This is a genomic window from Algibacter sp. L3A6 (genome assembly GCF_009796825.1).
GTDB lineage: Bacteria > Bacteroidota > Bacteroidia > Flavobacteriales > Flavobacteriaceae > Algibacter.
In genome coordinates, this window is the sequence record NZ_CP047030.1 from 4016945 (window position 1) to 4037953 (window position 21009).

The 21009-nt window shown below is 31.7% G+C and carries 28 protein-coding genes; 23 read left to right on the forward strand and 5 right to left on the reverse strand.

The window, feature by feature from the left end:
* The first annotated feature begins 26 nt into the window (after nt 1–26).
* A complete protein-coding gene (locus GQR98_RS16730) occupies nt 27–1421 on the forward strand; it encodes an NAD-dependent succinate-semialdehyde dehydrogenase (RefSeq protein WP_159020561.1) in 1395 nt (464 codons plus the stop codon).
* Nucleotides 1422–1577: 156 nt separating this feature from the next.
* Here the strand turns inward: GQR98_RS16730 and GQR98_RS16735 are convergent, their stop codons facing one another.
* The gene (locus GQR98_RS16735; RefSeq protein ID WP_159020562.1) at nt 1578–2933 is read right to left on the reverse strand and encodes an NAD-dependent succinate-semialdehyde dehydrogenase; all 1356 of its coding nucleotides are present in this window, start codon (nt 2931–2933) and stop codon (nt 1578–1580) included.
* Between the two features lie 201 nt (nt 2934–3134).
* Between GQR98_RS16735 and GQR98_RS16740 the strand changes: the two genes are divergently transcribed.
* From GQR98_RS16740 to GQR98_RS16785, 10 genes are all read left to right on the forward strand, one after another.
* Nucleotides 3135–3464 carry a YtxH domain-containing protein gene (locus GQR98_RS16740; protein WP_042498659.1) on the forward strand — a complete coding sequence of 110 codons (330 nt, stop codon included), beginning with the start codon at nt 3135–3137 and terminating at the stop codon, nt 3462–3464.
* Between the two features lie 26 nt (nt 3465–3490).
* Nucleotides 3491–3838 (forward strand): hypothetical protein, encoded by a 348-nt coding sequence (locus tag GQR98_RS16745; RefSeq protein ID WP_159020563.1) that lies wholly within the window; start codon nt 3491–3493, stop codon nt 3836–3838.
* Nucleotides 3838–4044: a DUF6327 family protein gene (locus GQR98_RS16750; protein WP_158849720.1), complete on the forward strand. Its 207-nt coding sequence runs from the start codon at nt 3838–3840 to the stop codon at nt 4042–4044. The genes GQR98_RS16745 and GQR98_RS16750 overlap by 1 nt, the downstream gene beginning before the upstream one ends.
* 318 nt (nt 4045–4362) lie before the next feature.
* A complete protein-coding gene (locus GQR98_RS16755; protein WP_159020564.1) occupies nt 4363–4812 on the forward strand; it encodes a ferritin-like domain-containing protein in 450 nt (149 codons plus the stop codon).
* A 247-nt stretch (nt 4813–5059) separates the two neighbouring features.
* Entirely contained in the window at nt 5060–5221 is a 162-nt protein-coding gene (locus GQR98_RS16760; protein WP_159020565.1) for a DUF1328 domain-containing protein, read from the forward strand.
* Nucleotides 5222–5294: 73 nt separating this feature from the next.
* Nucleotides 5295–5486, forward strand: coding sequence for a hypothetical protein (locus GQR98_RS16765; protein ID WP_159020566.1), 192 nt, complete (start codon nt 5295–5297; stop codon nt 5484–5486).
* Between the two features lie 91 nt (nt 5487–5577).
* Nucleotides 5578–5913, forward strand: coding sequence for a hypothetical protein (locus GQR98_RS16770; protein WP_159020567.1), 336 nt, complete (start codon nt 5578–5580; stop codon nt 5911–5913).
* A gap of 301 nt (nt 5914–6214) precedes the next feature.
* Nucleotides 6215–6766 (forward strand): helix-turn-helix domain-containing protein, encoded by a 552-nt coding sequence (locus GQR98_RS16775; protein WP_159020568.1) that lies wholly within the window; start codon nt 6215–6217, stop codon nt 6764–6766.
* Nucleotides 6767–6781: 15 nt separating this feature from the next.
* Nucleotides 6782–7228 carry a response regulator gene (locus tag GQR98_RS16780; protein WP_158849708.1) on the forward strand — a complete coding sequence of 149 codons (447 nt, stop codon included), beginning with the start codon at nt 6782–6784 and terminating at the stop codon, nt 7226–7228.
* A 169-nt stretch (nt 7229–7397) separates the two neighbouring features.
* A complete protein-coding gene (locus tag GQR98_RS16785; protein WP_159020569.1) occupies nt 7398–9965 on the forward strand; it encodes an ATP-binding protein in 2568 nt (855 codons plus the stop codon).
* A 66-nt stretch (nt 9966–10031) separates the two neighbouring features.
* Here GQR98_RS16785 and GQR98_RS16790 read toward each other — a convergent pair whose 3' ends face one another.
* Complete coding sequence (locus GQR98_RS16790; RefSeq protein WP_159020570.1) at nt 10032–10826, reverse strand: TerC family protein; 795 nt, start codon at nt 10824–10826, stop codon at nt 10032–10034.
* A gap of 228 nt (nt 10827–11054) precedes the next feature.
* On the opposite strand from GQR98_RS16790, the gene GQR98_RS16795 reads away from it, so the two are divergent.
* From GQR98_RS16795 to GQR98_RS16830, 9 genes are all read left to right on the forward strand, one after another.
* Nucleotides 11055–11198 carry a hypothetical protein gene (locus GQR98_RS16795; RefSeq protein ID WP_159020571.1) on the forward strand — a complete coding sequence of 48 codons (144 nt, stop codon included), beginning with the start codon at nt 11055–11057 and terminating at the stop codon, nt 11196–11198.
* A gap of 25 nt (nt 11199–11223) precedes the next feature.
* Nucleotides 11224–11370, forward strand: coding sequence for a DUF5670 family protein (locus tag GQR98_RS19370; RefSeq protein WP_233268034.1), 147 nt, complete (start codon nt 11224–11226; stop codon nt 11368–11370).
* Between the two features lie 26 nt (nt 11371–11396).
* Entirely contained in the window at nt 11397–12428 is a 1032-nt protein-coding gene (locus GQR98_RS16800; protein ID WP_159020572.1) for a helix-turn-helix domain-containing protein, read from the forward strand.
* Nucleotides 12429–12633: 205 nt separating this feature from the next.
* The gene (locus tag GQR98_RS16805; RefSeq protein ID WP_159020573.1) at nt 12634–13074 is read left to right on the forward strand and encodes a hypothetical protein; all 441 of its coding nucleotides are present in this window, start codon (nt 12634–12636) and stop codon (nt 13072–13074) included.
* Nucleotides 13075–13078: 4 nt separating this feature from the next.
* Nucleotides 13079–13576: a hypothetical protein gene (locus GQR98_RS16810; protein WP_159020574.1), complete on the forward strand. Its 498-nt coding sequence runs from the start codon at nt 13079–13081 to the stop codon at nt 13574–13576.
* A gap of 122 nt (nt 13577–13698) precedes the next feature.
* Nucleotides 13699–14301 (forward strand): suppressor of fused domain protein, encoded by a 603-nt coding sequence (locus tag GQR98_RS16815; protein WP_159020575.1) that lies wholly within the window; start codon nt 13699–13701, stop codon nt 14299–14301.
* 51 nt (nt 14302–14352) lie between these two features.
* A complete protein-coding gene (locus GQR98_RS16820) occupies nt 14353–15474 on the forward strand; it encodes a WD40 repeat domain-containing protein (RefSeq protein WP_159020576.1) in 1122 nt (373 codons plus the stop codon).
* Between the two features lie 96 nt (nt 15475–15570).
* Nucleotides 15571–16083 (forward strand): hypothetical protein, encoded by a 513-nt coding sequence (locus GQR98_RS16825; RefSeq protein WP_159020577.1) that lies wholly within the window; start codon nt 15571–15573, stop codon nt 16081–16083.
* Between the two features lie 2 nt (nt 16084–16085).
* On the forward strand, nt 16086–16604 hold the full coding sequence (locus GQR98_RS16830; protein ID WP_159020578.1) for a hypothetical protein: 519 nt from the start codon (nt 16086–16088) through the stop codon (nt 16602–16604).
* Here the strand turns inward: GQR98_RS16830 and GQR98_RS16835 are convergent.
* Nucleotides 16601–17200, reverse strand: a complete 600-nt coding sequence (locus GQR98_RS16835) for an MCP four helix bundle domain-containing protein (protein WP_159020579.1) — start codon at nt 17198–17200, stop codon at nt 16601–16603. The genes GQR98_RS16830 and GQR98_RS16835 overlap by 4 nt on opposite strands.
* Before the next feature lie 307 nt (nt 17201–17507).
* On the opposite strand from GQR98_RS16835, the gene GQR98_RS16840 reads away from it, so the two are divergent.
* From GQR98_RS16840 to GQR98_RS16850, 3 genes are all read left to right on the forward strand, one after another.
* Entirely contained in the window at nt 17508–18305 is a 798-nt protein-coding gene (locus GQR98_RS16840; protein WP_159020580.1) for a hypothetical protein, read from the forward strand.
* Between the two features lie 201 nt (nt 18306–18506).
* Nucleotides 18507–18731, forward strand: a complete 225-nt coding sequence (locus tag GQR98_RS16845) for a hypothetical protein (protein WP_159020581.1) — start codon at nt 18507–18509, stop codon at nt 18729–18731.
* A gap of 20 nt (nt 18732–18751) precedes the next feature.
* Nucleotides 18752–19213 (forward strand): hypothetical protein, encoded by a 462-nt coding sequence (locus GQR98_RS16850; protein WP_159020582.1) that lies wholly within the window; start codon nt 18752–18754, stop codon nt 19211–19213.
* Nucleotides 19214–19276: 63 nt separating this feature from the next.
* On the opposite strand, the gene GQR98_RS16855 is transcribed toward GQR98_RS16850, so the two are convergent.
* Nucleotides 19277–19768 carry a Dps family protein gene (locus tag GQR98_RS16855; protein ID WP_042498602.1) on the reverse strand — a complete coding sequence of 164 codons (492 nt, stop codon included), beginning with the start codon at nt 19766–19768 and terminating at the stop codon, nt 19277–19279.
* Nucleotides 19769–19900: 132 nt separating this feature from the next.
* The gene (locus GQR98_RS16860) at nt 19901–21007 is read right to left on the reverse strand and encodes a DUF748 domain-containing protein (protein ID WP_159020583.1); all 1107 of its coding nucleotides are present in this window, start codon (nt 21005–21007) and stop codon (nt 19901–19903) included.
* Between the last annotated feature and the right edge of the window lie 2 nt (nt 21008–21009).

Genomic DNA, 21009 nt, shown 5'->3' on the forward strand with positions numbered 1-21009 from the left:
AAAACTAGAAAAAGAAAGAAAACATTATGAGTAATACAAAAGATAAAACCAATTTTGAGACTATTAATCCTGCAACGGGAGAAACAATAGAAACATATAAATACATGGACAGCAAAGAAGCTGCCAGCAAAGTAAAAGACGCCCACAACGCCTTTTTGAAGTGGAAATTAACATCTTTAGATGAACGTGCAAAAATTATAAAATCTATTGGTAAAACTCTAGAGAAAAATAAGGATGCTTACGCTAAACTAATGACTCAGGAAATGGGTAAACTAATTTCACAGAGTTATGAAGAAATAGAATTGTGTATTGGCATTTGCGACTATACCGCTACAGAAGGTTTAAAACATTTACAAGATGAACACAGACCACTTTATGATGGAGGAAAAGGAACTATACATTATTCTCCAATAGGTGTAATTTATGGTATTCAACCCTGGAATTTCCCGTTATACCAACCTATACGTTATTCTATAGCCAACTTAATGGCAGGAAACGGTGTTTTACTTAAACACGCAAAAAACGTAACAGGATCGGCTATTATGCTGAAGAAAATATATGAAGAAGCAGGGCTTCCAAAAGACTTGTTTCAGGTACTAGTTATTAATCACGATGTATCGGATGAAATTATTGCCAACGATGCCGTTAGAGGTGTTACATTAACAGGTAGTTCTGGAGCCGGAAAACACGTAGCTATAAAATCTGCCGAAGTATTAAAGAAAACCGTTTTAGAACTAGGTAGTAATGATGCTTATGTTGTTTTAGACGATGCTGATATAAACTTAGCAGCAGAAGTTTGTGCCAAAGCTAGAATATACAATAACGGACAAACCTGTGTTGCCGCTAAACGTTTTATAGTAGCTGATAGTGCTTACGATGCTTTTAAAGAAAAATTTGTAAGTCTTATGGAGAGTATGGAACTTGGTGACCCCACAAATTCGGATACCGATTTAGGCCCTATAGCTAGAAAAGATTTAAGAGAAGAACTACATGATAAAGTAACAAAAAGTGTTGAAAACGGTGCCAAAATTTTATGCGGTGGCGAAATACCGAACACAAAAGGTTATTTCTACCCTTCTACTGTTTTAGATAACGTAAAACCAGGGCAACCTGCATATAGCGATGAGCTTTTTGGACCTGTAGCGTCTTTAATAAAAGCAAAAGATAATGAAGATGCTATGCGTATTGCCAATGATAGTAAATTTGGTTTAGGTGGTGGTATTTTCAGTAAAAACGAAGAGAAAGCTTTAGAATTAGCCAAGAATCATTTTGACACAGGAATGATACATATTAATTCTTACGGCTTAGCGTATCCTAATATGCCTTTTGGAGGCGTTAAAGATTCCGGTTACGGAAGAGAACACGGTGGTTTTGGTGTACGCGAGTTTATTAATGCAAAAGCCATTACACAACAAAAATAATAAGCTTAGTTTGAATAAACTTTTTCAAACTAAACAGAATTAAATAAAAAAAACCTCATCATGAAATTACTTTCAAGATGAGGTTTTTTTATGCGCTAAATATAAAAAGAGCCCTAATTATAGGGCTCTTTTACATTAACTTATTATGTTATATTTCTATTTCTTAATGTATACTGTCTTTTTATTTACAAATTCTAATATACCTTCCTGAGACAATTCGCGTCCATAACCAGAAGCCTTCGTTCCTCCAAAAGGTAATTGAGGATCCGATTTTACCATATCATTTATAAAAAATGCGCCATCAGGAATATCACTAATAAGCTTTCTAGCCGCTTCTAAGTCTTTAGTAAAAATCATAGTCCCTAAACCAAATTTAGAATGTGTTGCAGTCTCTATAGCTTCTTGCTTATCTGCTACACGAATAATTGCTGCTACTGGTCCAAAAAGTTCTTCATCGAATGCTGGCATACCTTGCTTAACATTTTCTAAAATAGTAGGCTCAAAATAATTACCGTCGTTATTATAACCGTAAGTTACCTTAGCGCCTTTTTTAATAGAGTCTTCAACTTGTTTTTCTAAACCTTCAACTAAATCCTTTCTAGCCATAACGCCTATTTCGGTATCCATTTCCATAGGATCTCCTTTTTTAATTTCAGCAACACGTTTTTTAAAGGCTTCTATAAACTCATCATAAATAGCATCGACTACAATAAAACGTTTAGCGGCAATACAACTTTGTCCGGCATTTTGCATTCTTGCCATCACTATAGTGTCGATATGCTTTTCTAATTTTGCATCTTCTAGAATAATACAAGCGTTATTTCCGCCCAATTCCATAACCGATTTCTTTAAATGCTTTCCGGCTAACGCTGCAATATTACGCCCTGCTTTTTCACTTCCCGTAAGGGTAACACCAGCAACGCTTTCGTGAGCTATAATAGTTTCAATATCCTCATGTCCTATTAATACGGTTTGAAAACAACCTTCTGGATATCCAGCATCTATAAACAATTGTTCCATCGCCAAGGCACATCCTGTAGTGTTAGATGCATGTTTTAAAATAGCTGTATTACCAGCTGTAAGTGTTGGTGCTGCAAAACGCATAACTTGCCAAAACGGATAATTCCATGGCATAATGGCTAAAATAGTACCAGAAGGATCACAACTAATAAAGCTCTCTTTGGCATCTGTTTTAATTAATTCATCTGCTAAAAAATAAGCAGCATTTTTCACGTAAAAATCGCATACAGCACTACACTTTTCTATTTCGGCTATACTCTGTGAAATAGGTTTCCCCATTTCTTTCGTCATCAATTCTGCGTATTCCTGTTTTCTTTCTAATAGCAATTGAGATACCTTATTAAGCATATCGGTTCTATCACCAATAGATTTCATTTTCCAATCTTTAAAAGCATTAGCGCCTTTATTAATTATTTCCTGAACTTCAGACTCCGTATGTAATTGGTAAGTCTCTATATCCTTATTATTAAAAGGGTTTGTAGTTGTTATCATAGTTTTTTCATTTTTAAATATACTGCAACAAAGTATGCACATATTATTAATAAAGGTAACACAATCCATTTACATATTGCCTCATACCCTTCTATGCCGACTAAGTTAATATTTTAAGCGTTTGCGTCAATACTAACCGTAAATAGCTTGCATCTTTGTAACAGAAACAAGAAGTAATATTAATTTAAAACATTTTACAACATGAACAATAATGGAAACACATTTTTAGGAGTATTAGCAGGAACAGCAATAGGTGCTGCATTAGGAATTCTTTTTGCACCAGATAAAGGATCTGCAACAAGAAAAAGAATTGCTGAACAAGCAGAATCTGCTAAAGAGAGCATTACAGAAACCACACTAGATATTAGAGATAAAGCTGCTTCTACTGTAGCTTCTAAAAGAGAAACCTTGGATACGCAATTGAACAATATTGTATCGGATGCAAGTCACAAAGCAGAAGACGTTATTTCTACTTTAGAAACTAAATTAGCAGATCTTAAAGCGAAGAATAAAAAACTTCAAAAATCATAATAAGAACTATAAAAAAGAAATCATAAATGGGAATAATTGAAGCATTAGACGAGACCAGCTCGAAGGCAGTAAAAACAGGAGAAGACTATGTGCAAACTTCTAAACATTACTTTGAATTAAAAGTATTTCAGCAGTTAGCTATTTTATCTACTGCTGGTATTAAGTTAGCCATTTACGCTATACTTTGCACGCTGGGTCTTATATTTTTAGCCGTTGCAGGTGCAGCCGCTTTAAGCACGTATTTTGAAAGTGCCGCTTTAGGTTACTTATGTATAGCTGGCGTATTCTTCCTTTTCATCGGTATTGTTTATTTACTGAGAAAAAAGATAGAAAATAGCGTTATTAAAAAACTCTCTGAAAACTATTTTGACTAATGAAAAAGAAAAATTATAATTCCTTAGAGGAAATTAATACGGAACTACATCTATTGAGTATTCAACGCGAAATTCATTTAGAAGAACTAAAATTGACCAAACATCAATTAAAAGAAGACTTAAGTCCAGCAAACTGGATAAGCACAGCCCTAACAGGCATTAAAAAATACGGCGTACTAATGCTACTACGCAAAATTATTAAATAGTAAAATATTCCCAAGATTTTTTTACAAAAAAAAATACAATTAGAACTTTAAAAGGTTTTAGTTGTATTTTTTTTGTTTTAATATTAAGGGTGCTCTCCTTCCTTTATTATCTTAAATTTCACAATACCTCTTTCCCTTATTTTCAACACAGCGTAAAAAACCACCTTAATAAACTAATTATCAAACCCTTTATCAATAGAGCTAATAACTGAATGGTTTCCGTTAAGGTTAACCTTTCATTAATAGTAAATTTGAATATGATATCAAATAAGCTGTATCACTAAAGAAAAGCTTACTAATTAAAAACAAAAAAATACTATGAGTACTTACACAGAAACAGTAGGAAATAAACTAAACGAAATTTTAGAAAAAACATACGATGCTGAAAAAGGATATGCCAAAGCAGCAGAAAACACAGATCACTCTTTATTAAAACCATACTTTAAAAAACGTAGTAAAGAACGTTACAATTTTGGACACGAATTAAAAGCTGAAATTTTAAAATTTGGTGAAAAGCCAGAAAAAGGTGGTAGCGTTACAGGAACTGTACATAGAGCTTGGATGGATACAAAAGCCTTATTTTCTGCAAACGATGCCGAATCTATGTTAGAGGAATCTATTAGAGGAGAAAAAGCAGCAGTATCAGAATATGAAGATGCTTTAAAAGATACCGCTTTACCATTAAGTACCGCGACATTATTAAGCAACCAGATGCAAAGTATTAAATCGGACTTAAACACTATAAAATTTTTAGAAGACCTAAGTTAAGATCAACTTACGTTTACTAACAAAAAAAAGGGATGCTCTATAGCATCCCTTTTTTTTGTTTTAAATCTATTTATACAATAAGATCAATTGCCTTAAGCGCCGGAACACCTAATTTTATTAGGCTATTTCGCAAATGGATTAACAATAGAACGGATTACGGCAATCTACACGCTACATAAATGGCATCTTTGTATAAAGGAAATTGATAAAGTATCAATTGAAAAATTAATCTTAAAAACAAATTACTATGTTACGTTGGACAGTCACTTTTATAATATTAGCACTAATCGCCGGAGTTTTCGGATTTGGAGGAATAGCAGCAGGTGCGGCAAGCATCGCTAAAGTATTATTCTTCATATTTATTGTACTATTTATAGTCTCTTTAATTAGAGGAAATAAAAGAGTATAATTAAACTCACCTTGCAAATATTGGGGCAAGGAAAAAACACACCAATAATACATTAACCATTAAAACATACACAATGAAAAAATCATTTTTATTCTTAGCATACGCCTTATTATTCACCATTTCAATCTCATCTTTCACTAGTTGTAGAGACGAAAAATCGACATCAGAAAAAGTTGAAGAATCTATTGATGATGCTGGAGACAACATCGAAGAAGGTGTTGAAGAAATTGAAGACGAAATTGACGATGCTACGGACGACAATTAATAGTATTGAAAGAGAGAGAATTAATATAATTGCAAACAACGGGCATTTCTACTTAAAGATCTAGCCCGTTGTTTCTTTAAAATAAAAAATTATGGAAAAGAAAAATTTAAAAAGCGAGAAAGATTACATTAAAATGTACCAAGAAAAAGGTTTTACTAGCAATTTCATGATGGTAAACCATAAATTAGTGAGTACCGAAACTAAAAAAGAGTACTACCCTATGGATATAAAGGTAGTTGCAGAACACCGTTTTGAAGGTATCAGTAATCCATCAGACATGTCCATTTTATACGCCATTGAAACAAAAGAAGGTAACAAAGGCACTGTTTTGGCAAACTACAGCCCATCTAGCGATACTAGTACTGCCGAATTTTTTAAAGCCATTCCCAAAGAAAATGTATCTCAAGAAGCTAATTTTTTAAATTAATAGTTTAATTTTTTTTAATAAACCCAGTCTAAAAAACGAGTTCTAAACCCTACTATAAACTCCTAAATTACAAGCAAATAAACACAATTAATATACTACAAAACACTTAGACTTCTATAATATCAACTTCACCCAAAATCACTTTAATTATTTTTGAATAATTAACAGATTTAATTTGTTTTCTAAGCATTTTAAAAAAAAGTTTTGATATCGATAAAAGCACTATATTTATCGAAATAAAATTACACTCAAAAAAGTACATTTTTTTAAAATAATTTAGATCCAATATTAGTCTGGTTTTATGAAAATAAATATCAAATTTGATTATACTTTTATCTGTAAAGCCGTTTTACACGAACAATTAGAAGCACTCGGTTTAGAGTACAAGCTTAACAACTTAGGTGAAGTTGAATTCCAGAAAAAACTCTCTGTATTAGAAATCGAAAACGTAACGGAAGCTTTTAATAAGTATGGCATAGAAATATTGGCCAATCCACAAAACGTTTTAGTAGAACGCATCAAAGATTTAATAACAGAACTTATAAGCGACCCTGAGAAATCTAGAAAATACAATGTTTCTAGTTATTTGGCCGATGAGTTAAACTATTCTTACGCACACCTATCGTCTGTATTTTCAGAAATAACATACTCTTCAATAGAGAATTTTATTATTCTGAAAAAAATTGACCTTGCCAAGCATCTTATTATTCATAAAGACTTTACTCTCACAGAAATTGCTCACCAACTAAATTATAGTAGTGTTGCACATTTATCTACGCAGTTTAAAAAAACAACGGGCCTTACGCCTTCTGCTTTTCAGCGTATTATTAAAAAACGACAAGAAATTGAATAATAAAAATTTAGAGCTATGCCGTTAACTATTATGAATATTGTTTTGGCCGACGATGACGAAGATGATCGCTTATTATTCGATGAGGCTATATCGGAAATTGATGTAAAAACTAAACTATCGTTATTTAATGATGGTAAAGCCCTTATGGATTATTTGGTTTTACCAGATACCATTTTACCAGAAATTGTATTTCTGGATTTAAACATGCCAATAAAAAACGGTATGCAATGTTTAAAAGAAATTCGTGCAAACGATAAACTTAAAGAGCTTTGCGTTGCCATATATTCTACATCTTCATCTGAAGAAGATATTGAAAACACCTTTGTTAATGGTGCCAATGTTTACATTAATAAACCCAACAGCTTTTCTGCGCTTAAAAAAGCCATAGATAAAGTTTTAAAAATAAACTGGCAATACCACACCTCTGCGCTTAATAGAGACAACTTTTTATTGCGCTTATAACGGGCATTTCTTCAAGGTTTATCGCTGTATAGCACAGGAAACATTCTTTTCTGTGCTCATTTACTATTTTTTTTAACTCAATCGATTACAGGATTAACTGAAACGGTTTTTTAAAAAATAGTTTCCTTACTTTAGCGAGGTTATCATTCATATAAATTCGAATTAGAAGGTGATTAAAACATACAAAATTTTTATTGTACTCCTTATTTTGGCGCTATCGGTGTTAATGTATTTAGGCAGTAACAGCTACAAGCAAATTAGAGAATTAGAGAAAACCGCCGAAATGGTAATGCATACACTACGTGTAGAAACCGAGATTAACAGTCTGTTTTCGCAATATGCCATGATGCAGTCTCGAATTTTTGAAAACAAGTTGCTAAACAATTTCGATCGCGAAACCTTATTAAAAAACCAAAAAGATACTACACTCAAAATATTTAAACGTTTAGATATTTTAACTAAAGACAACGCAAAACAACAGCAGAATTTAGAAGAACTTATAGGTTTAGAAGCTTCTTTTTATAAAAGCATAGAAGCTTTAAATACCGAGGCTACAGCCGATAAAGAACTGCAAAACGCACATTTACAAGATGTATCTGCATTAATTCGAAAAATAGAAACGATTAAAGCCAATATGTTGGGCCATGAAGAAATTCTGTTGTCGCGTCGCCAAGAAGAATTTTCTGCATCGAGACGACTAAATCCAATAATGACGTTATTTTTAGGCATGTTTGCCCTGCTTATTTTTATAATCTCGTTTTGGCAAATTAACAAACAGCGTAAAAAAAACGATAGAACTACAGCCTTTCTAGAAAGTGTATTAAAAAACACTGAAAATATAGTAAGTTACTATACGCCTATTAAAGATGAAGACGATAAAATAACCGATTTTAAAATTATTTACGTTAACGAAAATATTGAAGATGTATTAGGCACATCGTCTCTTGTTTTAGAAAACCAATTACTTTCTAAAGTGTTACCAATACATTTTGAAAATGGTGTTTTTGATGCTATGGTAACTTGCTACAACAGTGGCGAAACCCAGCGCTTCGAAAAAACCAATAATTTTAACGATACCCAATATCGTTTTAAAACTAATGTGGTTAAGCTTAACGATGGTGTTCTGGCAACAGCCAGCGATACTACGGAAGAGTATGATATCAAACAAAACCTAATTACCGCTAAAGACCAACTACAAACTCAAAACCTTTTACTTCTAGACAACCGTGCTTTTTTAAGTAATATATTTAAAAGCACCTCTAATATTGTAATGCACTTTAAGTCTATTAGAGATGCAGCAGGTAAAATAATTGATTTCGATACCTTATTTATTAACGATGCCATTAGCGACGTTATTGGTGATATACCTGCCGATGTTAAGCATAAAAAAGCTTCGGAAATTTATCCAACAGTATTCGAGAATGGTGTATTCGAAAAAATGGTAACTTGTATTGAAGAAGAACGCCAAATTGAATACGAAACCAACTTTGAAAAAGATGGAGAAACCAGGTGGTTCCAAGCTACAGCTATTAAACTTAACGATGGTGTAACTATAACCACTAGTGATATTACACTAGAAAAAACAAGAGCTGCAAAATTAAACGATTTAAATGCTGAACTAGAAATACAAAACTCCATTTTTAAAGATGCCGAAGGTGTTGCAGATATTGGTAGTTATGTTTGGTATTTAGATACAGGAGCTGCAAATATATCGGACAATTTCTATAGAATTTTAGGGTTTACTCCCAATGAGTTTGATATCACTTTTGATAGCTATAGAGAACTTGTGCATCCCGACGATTTAGGTCGTTACGATCAATTGGGTGAGGAAACTGTAGAGCATGGAAACTCTGATATACATACCTACCGTGTTATTACCAAAAGAGGTAACGTAAAGCATATTTACGTAAACGGACAAAAAGTAATTAAAGAGGGCAGACCAGCTTCTGTTGGTGTTGTGCAAGATATAACCAACCGTGTAAAGACTGAAGAAAAATTAAGAAATAAGAATGAAGAATTAAAACGTTCTAATGCCGAATTGGAAAGTTTCAACCGTGTGGCGAGTCATGATTTACAAGAACCTATGCGGAAAATACAAATGTTTATTTCACGTCTTTCGGATCGTGAGTTAGATAAACTTTCCGATAAGGGAAAAATGTATTTTGAAAAAATAGATAGTTCTGCAAACCGTATGCAAACGCTTATTAAATATCTGCTTGCCTACTCCCGTATTAACCGAACTAAAAAAGATTTTATAAAAATATCACTTAACGATACTATGGAAAAAGTATTGGGCGATCTAGAAGAACGTATTGAGGAAACGGGTGTTGATATTGCTATAGATAATTTACCATCATTAAAAGCCATTCCTTTTCAAATGGAGCAACTGTTTAATAACTTAGTTTCTAACGCTATTAAATACGGTAGCACCACAGAGGCTCCAAAAATTGTTATTGACTGTAAAAAGCTATCTAGAAATAAAATCTCGGAGGTTTTTGATAAGAAACGTAAAAACTACTACCGCATATCTATAATGGATAATGGTATTGGTTTCGATCAAGAAAATGCCGAAAAAATATTCGGCCTGTTCGAGCGTTTACATCAAAAAGATGAATATTCGGGAACCGGAATTGGCTTAGCCATTTGCAAGAAAATCGTTTTAAATCACAAAGGACATATTGTAGCGCAGAGTGAACCTGGTAAAGGTTCTACCTTCTGTATTTACTTGCCTGCTTAGAGTTGGGTAGCCCAAAACCTTTCCTGTAAAACAAAATTACAAAGCGCATCTTTAAACACGATGCGCTTATTTTTTGATTGTTTTCTTCTTCAACTTCATATTTAAAAATTCTACTAAAAGTGAAAATGCAATAGCAAAATATAAGTATCCTTTTGGAATAGCACCAATAGTCTGCCCAAATATTACCGTGCCAGATAAATGTGCAGCTTCTGTAACTAGCATAAAGCCAATAAGAATTAAAAAAGATAAGGCTAATAATTGCATAGATGGATGCGCACTAATAAACTCGCGTATTGGGTTTGCAAACAGCATCATTATTAATATAGATATTACCACAGCTATTATCATTAATATAAGGGCATCGTTATGGTGTTCGCCAATACCGTTGGTCATCCCCACAGCTGTTAGTATGGAATCTATAGAAAATATAAAATCTATAATTACAATTTGCACAATAGCTTTAGATAGCGAAGTGATCTTTTTTGCTTTTAATTCATGTTCCTCCTGCCCTGGCTCGTCTAGTTTTTCATGAATTTCCGAAGTACTCTTATACAATAGAAAGAGCCCACCGAAAAATAAGATGAGTGCTTGCCAACTTATACCAACTTCTAACCAAGACCATGTAATCTTGTAAAACGGCTCTTTTAGACCTACAAGGAAAGACACACCTAATAATAGCAAAATACGCTGTACCATGGCTAACATAAGCCCTAAGTTGGTTGCTTTACGCTGTTGGTGCTCCGGAAGTTTATCGGCCGCTATGGAAATAAACACAATATTATCTATACCTAATATAATTTCTAAAAAGGTTAGGGTTAATAAAGCTACCCAAGCATCGGGACTTGAAAATATTTCGAACATGATTTAATCTCTTTTTTGTGTGTAATTGAATATGGTTTAATATATAGATGAAATTTATAAAAAATTAACCACAGTTTGCTAGAAATACTTCGTTTGCATCAAAATTTAATGGTTTAACGGCCTAAAACAGGCACTTTCCGATAATTATATAACATAATACGAAAATTGTATAACGAAAAAGGTGTGTCTATTTCTGAACTTTGTATCAAACAAAATAGCAAAACAATTATGAAAAATAACAGCCAAAATTACCTAACAAATTCGAGAGTGGGACGTAGATGGTCTAAAGAGACTTTAAACGATACAGAGCATAATGTTTCAACCCCATCTGATAGTTCTACAGAAGGAACTAAACAAGACCCAAATTATTAAAAAATATTGACCTCAAACTAATGATATGTATAAAATATTAAATGTACTCGCTATAGTTCTATTCGGTCTTTGGGCCATTGGATTTTTTGTGTACAACCTTATCATTATTTCACACATATTTTTAGTATCGGCAACAGTGGTACTAATTATAAGAGTATTAAAAGAAAAATAAAACCCTAACCCTTAAAACGCATTATTATGAAAGTTATAGATCTTAAAACAAATAATTTAGAACAAACCTTTAACCAATTAAAGGCAGACCTAGGTGGCCGTTTAGATTCAGCACACAAAGAGTACTCTTTAGAAATTGATAATAACATGGCTAAGGGTGAAATTAAAGGTGTATCTGTTAACGAAAATATATCTTTCTTAGAATATAATATTACGTTTGAAAACGATACCGTAATCGCTAGAAACACACCAACCACTAACCCTATTTACTTTCTGTATTGTGCAGAAGGGCAAATGAGTCACGGGTTTGGATTAAACAGTAAACAACGCTCTTTAAACCAGTTTCAAACTGGAATATTTGCCAGCGACCCGCATAAAACAAGCTGTTTCTTTTTTAGAAAAGGACAAACAGTAAAATTCTCTAACATTAGTTTCGATACAAAATCTGATAGTGAAGATGCCGATGCTATAAACCTATTGCAAACCCAACTTTTAAAAACTTTTATGCCAAAAGGTGACAAAGAAATTTTTGCATACATAGGCTCTTATAACTTGAGAATTTCAGAAAAAATACAACAATTAGAAGCTATTAAGCAAAAAGGTATTGTTAGACAATTATTAACTAACGGTATTGTACACATGATTTTGGCTTTAGAAATTGAGCAACACAACGAGGATACTAAAAATGGTGTAACCAACTTCGGGTCTTTAAGCAGAAGCGAAATGGATACCATTAACGAGTTATCTAACTTTATACAAAACTACCCGGAAATTAAATATACACTGGCTTACTTAAGTAAAAAAGGTGGTATGTCTCCGGCAAAATTACAAGAAGGTTTTAAATTATTGCACAACCGTACGGTATCGGACTTTATTAGAAACACCCGTGTGGAAACTGCTGAAAACCTATTGAAAACAACGGACTTAAATATCTCTGAAATTGTTTACACCGTTGGTTTAACAAGTAGAAGTTATTTTTCTAAAATTTTTAAAGAAAAATATAACTGTAGCCCAAAGTATTACCAAGAAAATCAATATTCGGTAGCTGTAACAGCCTAATTAATAAACAAGTTTTTGGGATATACTCCCGAAATAACAATGAAAAAATCCGCTAGCTTAGCGGATTTTTTGTTTTTGGGAAGGTTTGGGTTGAGTTTAATTTGGGTACGAAATTGTTAAAAACTCTTACAAGTTGTTAATCAATATTTTGAGTTTAGTGAAATGGTTTTTATATGTTTGTTGTAAGTAATTTGAGCAAACCTTTATGAGTAGACTAAAAATTTTTATAAGCATTTTAATTCTGACCATAACATTTAGTAGTTGTGGAAATAAAGAGAATGAAGAAAACACCAACTCAAAAACTGAATTAGAAAAAGTTGAATTTCCCAAGAAAGTTTTTACCGAATCAGAAATTGCTAAATACACAGTTTCTGCGATTATGAATCAATCACCTGAAATAATTAAAGTAAAAGACAATATCGGAATTTATATCGTTTCGTATACTCGAAAGGATGATGGGGAAAAGTTTGATTACAAGATTAAGATTAGCGGAAACAAAGTTTCCTGGGGAACTAGTGATGGAAGATGGAGAGACACTAAATTTGACGAGAAAATAAAGTATTCTGAAAAAGATAATAAACTAAAAATCATACAGACTTTTGAAAATGGTTCTGAAATTGTAAAAGAATTTAAAAAAACAGAATAAATAAATGAATTTGAAGATTATTGATAATGACGGTTTTTTAGCATTAGTTGATTCAAATAAATATAAATCTTTTATAACGGAAGATTGGGAATTTGAACAACTGACTTCTCACTTTATTGAACAATCAAATAAAGGACATATGGCTATTTGGAGAACAGGAGATGAAGGAGATGAATGGAATATTAGAATTGAAAAAGAAAAGACTGGTAAAGATTGTTTTAGAGAATTTGAAACTAAAATAAATGTTACTGACGGACAATTGTTCTTAACAGAATATGCTGATTTAACTATGTCTGCATCTTATCATAATTCTAAAATTCCATCGAAACATAATTCGGATTTAAATATACAATTAGACAACGGACTCTATAACGTGATTATCAGACAACTTTTCAATCCTGATATTGACTATAGTGAAACAAAAGTTCATTTTGAGATTGTATTTAGAAAGACAGAAACTAATAAAATCAATAATATTAATAAGATAATGTGGTTTAATTGAGGAAAACGTTATACAACAACATATTTATCAATATGTGCAATTAGTACTCAACCTAAAGGTTCTTCTATTTACAAAGCCACCAAATACTTGACGCTATCAAATATTAAAAAAACATAACTAACATGAATTTTGAATCATCTCCAGGTTGGGACGCTATAGATAATATTTTGAATAAAATTTATAGCAATCAAAAACCTAAACATTTTGCCCCTGAAACGCCATTTAACTTAGGAGGTAGTGCCCCTTTAGATGGTGTTAGCGTTTATTATGATAAGGAAAATGGATTTTACCACTACATAACTTACGGATTAACTGAACTCCACCAAAAGGAATCTGACAACGACGAATATAGTGGCTGGGGATTTGAATTAACTTTTAAGCTGAAATCAAATTCTAAAATGAATAATGCTCCTAAATGGCCAGTTAACATGCTACAAGAAATAGCAAAAATCGTTTTCGATAAAGAGCTTGAATTTGATGAATTTAATACGTTATCATCTGGCCCCATTACGAGTGAAAAATCTTCTATAAATGGATTATTGTTTATATTAGATAATCAACTTGGCGAAAGAGACTCGGAATATGGGAAATTTAAATTTTTACAAATATTCGGGTTAACAGAAAAGGAATTTGATAGAATTACAAACAAAACTATAGACCGCAGAGATTTAATAAAAAGAGAACAAGTAAAAAATCCTTTATTAATCACTGATATAAATAAATAATAAGGATTAAAAAATCACCTATCCCCAATAACCTAAGTTAGTTTATCTAAAATGAAAAACATCTCACATCAATTATATCAAAAAGAAACAGAAAAAATACTAAAACTGACTTTGAATGATACAACAATGACTTCTCTATCAGGAAAATTAAACAAATTAAGAAAAACTGAAAAATTTTTTTCAACGCCTCAAGAAGCTATAAAGGCATTCACAAAAAAAGAATGGGAAGCTATAAAAAAAGGGTTCAATTTACATAACGAGAATGCAAAAACAGGAGAACCAATTTTACACACCTACATTGGTGGAGGTTATACTGGTGCTTTATCTTTTCAACACACACCTAATGGAACTTATGTCTATAAGAATATTGAACAAACTGATTATTTAATTTTAAAAGATAATCTAGGGATCACTCTTGAAGAGGTACAGTTACCAGAACAATTAGCTTGGGATATAGAATACATTACTAAAACCAACTCTCTTATATTAAATCTTGATCATTATGTTTATGAATATCAAATTGAAAAGAATAAATTCAATGATCTAAGTGATGAAAAAGATAATGGAGACTGCTTCGTTTCGGTTTCACAAGACCTAATTGCCTATGCGAAAAATGATAAAATTTTTATTAAAAATAATCAAAATAATGTGTTGCTAAGCCAAAGCTACCAAGTTAACACTACAAGCGACGATTATTCTTTTTGTGGTAAATTATCTAGTGATGGTAAATTATTAGCTTTTCATAATAAAAAAGGAGAAATTAAAGTTTTGAATACAAAAACAGGTGAAGTTGTAAATAAAATCATTGGAGATTTTGAAACAATCAAACAAATCGAATTTACAGAGAACAACACCTTGTTAGTTACAAAAGAAGATTATGGAACTTGGAGAATGCGATATTTTAATTTAACTGAAAATAAAGAGATTAAAATAGAAGGCCTTAAAATACCTTCATACGCTCCAATTGTTATGAATTTCTGCTTTAATAATGACCAATCTAAATTAGTTATTATTGACAGAACAAATGTTGCCTATATATTTGATTTTAGGAAAAAGGAATTTTTATACAGTTTTAAAATTCAACATGCAGTTCAAACATCCAATGCTAAATTTATTAACGAAACTTTAGCTGTAAGAACAGATTATGGTTGTTTTAGTATCTATAATGTTTGAAAAAAGGAACTCCCCCAATGCCCCTTAGAGGAATTTAAAAAACCACATAATAAAATGAATATGACGATGAATAGAAATACACTTATACTAAACTAAATGGAAAAATATAAAATAGTTTTTGAAAACTCTTTATCAGGAAAAAAGGGTGTAGAAACTACAGTCTCTTCTACTAAGGAAGTCATAGAACACTATAAAAGTATCAATTGGTTTGAATTACTCAAAAAAGCAACACCTGAAAACCAGAATGATTCGGATATCATGGATGATAATTCTTGGAATTTTTCAATAGAATATGAAAAGTACAAAAAAGAATATATACTTCATATTTATCCGCACCTTTACCCTACTCCAAGTTTAAAACCCGATGATATTAAATTAGTTATTGAATTTAAAGAATCTAACATAGTACCGACTTCAAAATTCGTTCAATTTTTTGGAGGTTCGAAAGTGAAAAAAGTTGAACAATATAAAACGGAGGCCACAGATTTATTGCAAGAAGACATATTGGAATATTTAAAAGATTTTTTAAACACCAACCATATGAATTTAAAAAAGCTTAATTCTAATGAATTTGACACCATGTTTGAGAGAATTTGTAAAGCTTATTAAAAATGAAAACTCATCAAGTTATTTTTGAAAAAATACAGGCAATTTTAACTAAACATTTAGGAGAGAGACTAACCGTTGATATAGATAAATATGATGATGGATATACAGAAACTCGCCTTATAATAACGGATACTGATATTTGGATCACTTGTGATGATAGTGAAATAACTATTGGCAGCGGATTTAATCACCGGCACTATTATCCGGAATTTGACAGCATGGATAAAGTTGTTGACGATTTATTTAATTTATTCACTCAAAAGAAACGAATAACAAAGTATTACAAAGGCAACACTTGCTATAAGAAAAGAACAGAAATCGAAATTGGAGCATCAAACTATAAAGAATTAAGTACTTCTTCTACCTGGCTTTTTCCATTTTGGAAACCTACAAAAGAAGAAATACTTTATGAAGATAAACTGATTGAGAAAGCCGAAATTTTATCTGACATTGAAGATATTAAAAACTACGTTCTAGCATCTACAACATCTTCTATCAATAGCTCAAAAACCAATATTTAAGACTTCGTTTTAGGATTATACATAACGATAATCTGAATTACAATAGCCAACAGAACCAATATAAAGATTTCAATTTGAGTGAATAATTCTACCGAATCAAGCGCGCGCTTACTAATAGACATTTGTCTGTTTCCTTCTGTAAGTTGTATTTTAGATAAATCGCTGAGGTTTGTTTTTAAGCTTTCAATATGTTTAATCACATTAGCATTATCAGCATAATTAGAGTTTAAAAACTTTGTTTCAGCATCTACCAACAACTTAACGTTTTGTTTTAAATCTGTAAATACATTCTCCTCTTGCGAGGTTAATTTTGTTTCCTCAAATCTAGAAACCAAAGCTTCTATATTATGGTTAACTTTTGAGTTTTTACTATCAAAAAAAGTAGAATCGGATATGGCTACGGCTAATTCCTTTTCTTGAACAGATTTTAGCATTTCAAAAATTAAATCGTTCGCCACTAATCTGTCTTCGTAAATTGTAACCACAGAATCACGAACGCGAACAAAATTGTTCTTATCGATTAAGTTAGTTGCAATGATTAAAACAAAAACCATTAATATTCCAAGTATCCACTTTAATTTATTATAAAACCCCATATTTTATAGCTTTTTAGAGATTAAACGTTAATTGTAAATATACAAAAAAGGGGGTGAATCTAGGTCCACAATACACTCTGAGGAAGCACGTATTTCCTAAATTTTCGTTAAAATTTTCCATCTATAATTTGTCTTTAGACTTTGGTGCTTAGATCACGCTTATTGTGCCTATCCTGATTTTATAAAAAACTTCCATCATCGAGACAAACAAACTGTAAGAAATAAAAAATAAATTGACTACCTATTGTAATAATAGTAGATATTCTCAAATTATATACATTTACAAATGATTAAAACTAAAAATCTAATGCAACAAGTAACAATCAATTTTTCTATTTTATTCATCTTACTTTTCTCTGTAACAAGTTGTAATAAACTTGAGGAAAAAGCATCTTCTGATAAAAAAACAAAAAATGAAGTTTTAGTTTTAGGCACAATACACGGCGGGCACCTTACCGATAGTGTTTACAACATAGATTATCTCCAAAAGTTAATAACAGAAATAAATCCAGATTATATATTAACAGAGATTCCTCCAAAGGCATTTAAAACAGCCATGGACGGGTTTAAAAGAGATGATAGTATTTCGGAGCCTCGTACCATGCGTTTTCCTGAATATATTGATGTTATTTTTCCGTTATCAAAGAAAATGAAGTTTGAAATTATACCCACAGCTGGATGGACAAAATATATGGCAGCCGAACGTGGGGCCAAATTAAGAGCCATTCGCCAAGACACTTCGAGAGCTGATGATTGGGCTGAATATGTAAAAGGAAATAAACTTTCGGATTCTTTATATTTGGCTAGTGATAAAATAAATAATCCATACTTTATCCATACAAATGAATATGACAGCATTCAAGATATAGGCCTGCAAACGTATAATAAATTGTTTAATGATGAACTTGGTCTTGGTGGCTGGGAAAATATTAATATCGCACATTATTGGAATATTGAAAAGGCTTTAGAAAAACACCGTTATCAAGGAAAACGCATATTAATTACATATGGCGCTGGACATAAGGGTTGGTTTTTAAAGGAATTACGTAAACGTGATGATATTGAATTATTAGAGATGAAACCTTTTTTAGATGCTATTGAATAAAAAGAAGTTATTGAAACAGAATGGTTAAAGACAAGCATTGTGATTTATGCGAAGTTTTAAAAGAAATTTAAATACAGGCTTACCTTGTAACCTAAATTATAAAAAACCTGAGGCTTAATATGCTTATCTCATATAAATTCATTAAATTAGTTATTCACTCAAGTACGGGTAAAACCTAATTATAAACTAAAAATTCAAACCATGGAAAAGACTTCGATAATACTTTTAGCAATAAGCCTTTTTATAGCAATCACTTTTCTATATTGGAGATTAACTCGTGCTTATGCCGAAAAGGAATACGGTAAAAACATTTGGAAACAATGGGGAACACGTACTTTTTATTGGCAAGGTGCTCTATACTTTAGTGGAGGACTAACAGTTGCCTTAATTTTTGTGTTAAAATCAGCAAGTGTCTTAATATTTTAATACATAAAATCTCCTAGACATTGAATATCTCATCCCTATTAAAATCTCACAGAGAAGATATTATTTTGAGTCTAGGTATTGAAGGTTTAAAAGAAAAACTCAATGAAGATATAGAAACGTTTCATTTTAGATGGGAATCTGAGACGCGTTTTATTATCAGTTTAAAGTTCTCGTTCGGTTCTAGCTTAACTTTCGACACACATTATCACAACACAAAAAGTGATATCATAGCCAAAGGAAATTTAACCGAGTTGTCCAGTTCAAAAACTAAAATATCTTTAGAAACTAAAAGCAGATATTGGTTAATATTTTTACTTTTTCTTCCCATACTTATGCTAATAATAGATTTATGGTTGCAAATAGGCATTTTTATACCAGCTTATTTTATTTTCCCGATATTATTTTTAATACTCACTAATGCGATGCGGAATGAGGATAAACGGTTAATAAGAAATTTTAAAACTTATTTACATCAAAATTAGAAAACAAAAAAACGGTAAGAGCTTCCTCTTACCGTTTTTTCTTTTTCTAGCAATTTTTATTTTCTATTTAAACGTTTTTAAAGACGAACGTAACATCCAAGCCATTTGCTCATGCATTTGCATAATACCGGTAATAAAATCGGCTGTACCTTCATCATTATGTGCTTCGGCGTTGTCGCCAATATTTTCTCTTATAAATTTAATCACTGTTTCGTGATCTTCTAATAAAACCTTCATAAAACTAGCACTATCATTAGTGTCTGGTCCGTTTTCTTTCAATTCAGAAAGTTCTATAAACTGTTGCATACTTCCTGGCGAATAAAAGCCTAACATACGGATACGTTCTGCAACTTCGTCAATAGTATTTTCTAGTTTTCCATATTCTTCTTCAAAGAACACATGCTTACTATGAAAATCAATTCCTTCAACATTCCAGTGCGCGTTTCTGTATTTAGTATACATTACATATTCATCGGCAAGTAGTTGCTTTAACATTTCTACTACTGCTTTTCTATTATCTTTCTTAATGCCTATGGCTGCTGTTGTTGTTTCCATTTTCTTTATTTTTTTATGATTATAGTATAAAGATACTAGTAATCAAGGGCTTCGATTAACGCTAAACATTTAATAATTAGCGCTAAAAAACTACAGCTCCAAACCACCATATTTTACGCCCTAACCATGGGCCTACTTTTTCTTATTTTCTTTTTTGCTTGCTTTTTCGGCATCTTCAAAATCTATATCATTATCTACAACACCTTTAAAAGCTTCTATCCATCCGTTTTTAAAGACATTAAACACACTTGGCCAAACTTTGGTCTTTACTTGGTTTAAATCGCCCGATAAAGGCACCTTTGTTGCTAAGGTGTTATTCCCTTTATTTTTTAATACGAATTTAAAAAATCCAACAAAACCTTCCCATAGGGTGTTTAAAAAGCTGTCTTGTTCAGCACTAATTAACTTAGAATCTTTAAGTAAAGGTTTTACATAACCTGTTAAAAAACCATCAGCAATAGCAATTTCACTAAATACATTAAAACTACCTTCAGCAAAATCGATACCTGCATAATAATTAGTAAAATCATTAAGTGCCGTTGCAGAAGCATCTTCCAAAGAAAACGATACATCCATATCTGGAATTTGCTTCACTAAATCCATTTTTCCATTTAAGGTAAAACGACCTTCCCCAATAGACATGGCAGTAGCATTAATTTCCGAAGGCAATTCGCGCTCAGTACGTTCTACATTTCTAAGGTTGGTAGCGTTTAACTGAATCTGGTTTAAATTTAAATCGATATTTGGGTCGGCAGTAAGTTGCACAAAGGCCGCTTTACCATCTATAATTTTAAGATTATTAATATCAATAGGCACTAAATCGGTTAAAGCTTTTGTCCAATCATCAAAATCAGGATCGGCAGCTTCATTTTTTTGTTGATCTTCAAAAACATAAATAAATTGCGGGCTCGTCATTACAATTTCACTCACTACCCTACCCTTAAATAAAGAACGCCATTCTATGGAAATATCCGTTTCTGCTAACTTTATAAAGGGCACCTCAGAACCTGCATCAATCTTATTTAAATATAAATTATGAATTACATAAGCACCACGAAAAAGCGAAATATCAATACCAGAAACCTGACCATAATACCCCGGAATATCCGCAAGTACATTATTTACATACTTTTTAACCATAAAAGGTAATAACAACCTAAACAAGATTAAAACACCAATAATAATTACCGGTATAGTATATCGTTTTTTCCTCAAGCCTCTGTTTTTCTTCTTTTCCATGT